This window comes from Nostoc cf. edaphicum LEGE 07299, assembly GCF_015207245.1.
GTDB lineage: Bacteria > Cyanobacteriota > Cyanobacteriia > Cyanobacteriales > Nostocaceae > Nostoc > Nostoc edaphicum_B.
Genome location: NZ_JADEXF010000569.1, coordinates 1 through 3,897 on the forward strand (window position 1 = coordinate 1; position 3,897 = coordinate 3,897).

Annotated in this window: 4 protein-coding genes; 2 read left to right on the forward strand and 2 right to left on the reverse strand. The window is 42.4% G+C overall.

Annotated features, from left to right (window positions below; all coding sequences use genetic code 11):
* Nucleotides 1–237 precede the first annotated feature (237 nt).
* On the reverse strand, nucleotides 238–414 hold the full coding sequence (locus IQ229_RS16965; protein ID WP_194045672.1) for a hypothetical protein: 177 nt from the start codon (nucleotides 412–414) through the stop codon (nucleotides 238–240).
* 63 nt (nucleotides 415–477) lie between these two features.
* The gene (hisD, locus tag IQ229_RS16970; protein WP_194045674.1) at nucleotides 478–1,758 is read right to left on the reverse strand and encodes a histidinol dehydrogenase; all 1,281 of its coding nucleotides are present in this window, start codon (nucleotides 1,756–1,758) and stop codon (nucleotides 478–480) included.
* A 139-nt stretch (nucleotides 1,759–1,897) separates the two neighbouring features.
* Between hisD and IQ229_RS16975 the strand changes: the two genes are divergently transcribed.
* A complete protein-coding gene (locus IQ229_RS16975; protein ID WP_194045676.1) occupies nucleotides 1,898–2,686 on the forward strand; it encodes a tryptophan-rich sensory protein in 789 nt (262 codons plus the stop codon).
* A gap of 293 nt (nucleotides 2,687–2,979) precedes the next feature.
* Complete coding sequence (locus IQ229_RS16980) at nucleotides 2,980–3,678, forward strand: pentapeptide repeat-containing protein (protein ID WP_194045678.1); 699 nt, start codon at nucleotides 2,980–2,982, stop codon at nucleotides 3,676–3,678.
* Nucleotides 3,679–3,897: the final 219 nt, after the last annotated feature.

Here is a 3,897-nt window from a genome sequence, read left to right on the forward strand (position 1 = left end):
ATATTGAAAATGACGAAATGGTAGGTGCAAAGAAATCCGACTTGTTCTATTTAGAATGAAGCGATCGCCGCCATTCGGATCTAGACTCAGACCGCAAGCTGTACTGTGATGATATCAAAATTGCTATCGGTTGCTTTAAAGAACAAGCTTACTTCTCCTCTTTTCAATCTTCTATGCTGCTTGGGAGTTAGGCTGATATTACCCTATAAAGACGAAACCCTACTGCGATCGCTCTCATTAAAATAGCCGGAAATCTCGAAGATTTGGAAGCTCAAGGCTATTCATTTGGAACAGGGTTTGCACCTTTGATTGAACTGCGTTATTGAGTGGTTGCACAAAATCTCTCGTGAATTTTCCCAAAATGGGAATTTTACCCACTGCGATCGCATTCCTCAAACCCATGACCAAGTTCATCCTTGATAGTCTAGGTATTCTGAGACGGATATTAACATCTAATTCACAAATTATCTCAGCTTTTTATTGCAAGCGTACAGATACACTACCTGCATGGGCTGGCAAACCTTCTGCCTCTGCTAAGGTGATAGCTGCTTTGCCTATTGTCTGTAATGATTCTTGGTTACATTCTAAAAAAGTAATTCGTTTGAGAAAGTCGTAGACACTCAAACCAGAAGCAAAGCGGGCAGAACGGGCAGTTGGCAGTATATGGTTAGGGCCTCCTAAATAATCGCCAATCGCTTCTGGAGTATAACGTCCTAAAAACACGCTGCCAGCACACTTAATTTGATCGGCAAGCAGTTGCGGGTTATCCACACACAATTCCACGTGTTCTGGAGCTAGTTGATTGAGCAGTGGTATACTCTCGGCTAAATCACTAACCAGAATCACAGCTGCATAATTTTGCCAACTTGCACTGGCAACTTCTCTGGTGGGTAGATTGGCGATAATTTTCTCAACAGCCTTGATTACTTGTTGCGCGAAGATTTCGGAATCAGTAATTAAGATTGACTGGGCACTAGGATCGTGTTCTGCTTGCGATAGTAAATCCCAGGCAATCCAATCTGGGTTGTTCTGGCTGTCGGCTACCACTAAAATTTCTGAAGGGCCTGCAATGCTATCAATGCCAACAGTACCAAAGACTTGGCGCTTGGCTTCAGCAACATAAGCATTACCAGGGCCAACAATTTTATCTACTGGGGCAATGCTTTCTGTACCATAAGCTAATGCTGCGATCGCTTGCGCCCCACCAATGCCATATATTTCTGTCACACCAGCAACTTGAGCAGCAGCCAATACAACGGGATTAATCTCACCACCAGGCATCGGTACTGTCATGACAATTCTTTCAACACCAGCAATTTTCGCTGGTAAGGCATTCATCAACAAAGAACTTGGATAGCTAGCCCGTCCCCCTGGTACATAAATCCCCACTTGCGACAGCGCTATCCAATTCAATCCCAGTTTTACCCCGACTGCATCGGTGTAGCCAATATCTTGCGGTACTTGTTTTTCATGGAAAGCCACAATCCTCTCAGCAGCAAATTCCAGCGCCGCCAAGACATCGGCAGGACATTGCGTTGCGTGTTCGGCAATAAAGGTTTCGCTTAGATGCAAAGACTGGAGATTGTTGCGATCGAAGCGGCTAGTATAGTCCTTAACTGCGGCATCACCACGCACTTTGACATCAGCTAGAATCTCGCGTACTGTCCCACTAACATCAACTGTAACTTCCCGGCGATCGCTTACAAGAGTTTTGAATTTGACAGAAAAATCTTTGTCGGTAGTTTGAAGTAGCTGCATGGACAGTACCTTAAAAGCAGTGAGGTCAATAATCAGTTTAACTCCTGATTAACTTGCTAGATATGACTGTGGCTTATATGCATCACTCTTTTCAGATGTAAGCTGAAAGAAAGCACAAAAGATTATGAGTTAACATCCTATGCAGCAGTCCACAAGAGGCAATTACCGGGATCTTTGGCGGCAGCTTGTTACTTTGGCTGCAATCTTTGGTGCTTTCTTTATCAACGTCGTATCGAACATTTTTCCGCTCAATGGACTTAGCATCGGGGAAATTTCCAATACTTTGTTTAAAAATGTCCTGATTATCCCTGCCAATTACGCCTTTGCGATCTGGGGGCTGATTTACCTGGGGTTGTTTGCTTTTGGGGTATACCAAGCTCTACCTAATCAACGAGATGAGCCTGATTTACGCAAGACAGGTTATCTGTTGGTGATTGCCTGTGTTGCTCAAAGTATCTGGGTGTATCTGTTTTTGTCTCGGTTTTTTGCTATTTCTGTCATTGCAATGCTCTTGATTTTGTTGCCCCTAATTGCTGTCTATGTACAGTTAGAAATTGGCAAATTGCGTGTATCTCGGCTGAAAAAATGGTGTATTCACTTTCCGATTAGTATTTATCTAGGCTGGATTAGCGTAGCGACCATTGTCAATGTAGCGTGTGCCTTGGATTTTCACGGGTGGAACGGTTGGGGGATTTCTGCTGTCATCTGGACTCTGATCATGGTATTGATAGCAACAGCAGTTGCAGTAGTTATGGTCATCCAGCGTCGAGATATCGCTTATACAGGAGTAACAGTCTGGGCATTGGTAGCGATCGCACTCAAGCATTTTGATAACTCAATGCTCAGAAATACCGTATTGGTTTTGGCCATTTTCCTAGTTTTAACCGCAACGATTAACAGCTTACGCACCCAACAAGAACATATTTAAATGTGATGACACACCCGCCCAGCGTCGCTCAAGAGAGAACTTGTAGCAAGCGTTCGTTAAGCACGCACAATAATGGTCGGTTGTTACACACACCAGTCTGATTGTTATTAGCCAGAATAGATAAGTATCTAGGCAGAAATAAATTTATTGTTTGTAGTAAGGACTTTAGTCCTGATAATCCTTGCTCTGAGCGATAAATCGCTCACTACAAACTAGGAGTTGATTTTATATTTAATTATGTCTACCTACTTAGTTAGAGCCGTAATCGTCTGAGAAGACCAAAATTTATAGAAATGAAAAATCTTATCTCGATTGGTTGGAATAACTGGTTAAAACGGCATAAAAAAGAATCTGTTTTACTCTTTGACTCAATTGCTGCCGCTAATGAGATTGCTCTAATGCTTAACGGTCAATGGGATGGCTGCAATGGTGTAATTGTGACTTCTAGTGATGAGGTAGCTGTTAACACTGCTGCCAAACTATTACAAGCTACATGGTGTTATCAAGGCGCATCAAAAGCTGTTTTAGACAGAGTAACAACTGATGCAATTTTACGCCGTTATGCAATCGGAGAAAGGAATTTTGTTAATGCTAATTTGAGGTGTGCAGTACTTGCCTCAGTGAAGCTGAGTGAAGTTAATCTAAGTTATGCCTCCTTGAGTTGGGCGGACTTAAGTCAAGCCAATCTAAGTAAAGCTGATTTAACAGCAGCAGACCTCAGTCAAGCGAATTTAAGTGGAGCCGACTTGAGTAAAGCATACTTGATGAGGGCAAACCTCAGCGAGGCAGACTTGCAACAAGCTTCACTACAGGGGGCTAACCTAAGTAGTGCTAACTTAACTGAAGTTAACCTCACTGGTGCAGATTTAACAGGAGCTAATCTGTCACTAGCAGACCTAAGAGGGGCAAATTTTCACTTGTGCAATTTGAGTGGAGCTAACCTAACAAATGCCAAGTTAATTGAAAGTGACTTGGCTTTTGCTCAACAATGATCGCCAGGATAAAAACTGACTTCTACCCTGAACTGTACAGCACTAGGATAAACAGAATTAGGGTTACTTGACACCCGCATTATTCAGTATAAATTAATTTATTTATTACAAATTTATTGATTTTTTTATGTAAATTCTCGGTAATTGTCCGAATTCAATTAACGGCTGCCCGAATTCAATCAACGGCTGCCCGAATTCAATCAACGACTGTCCGAATTC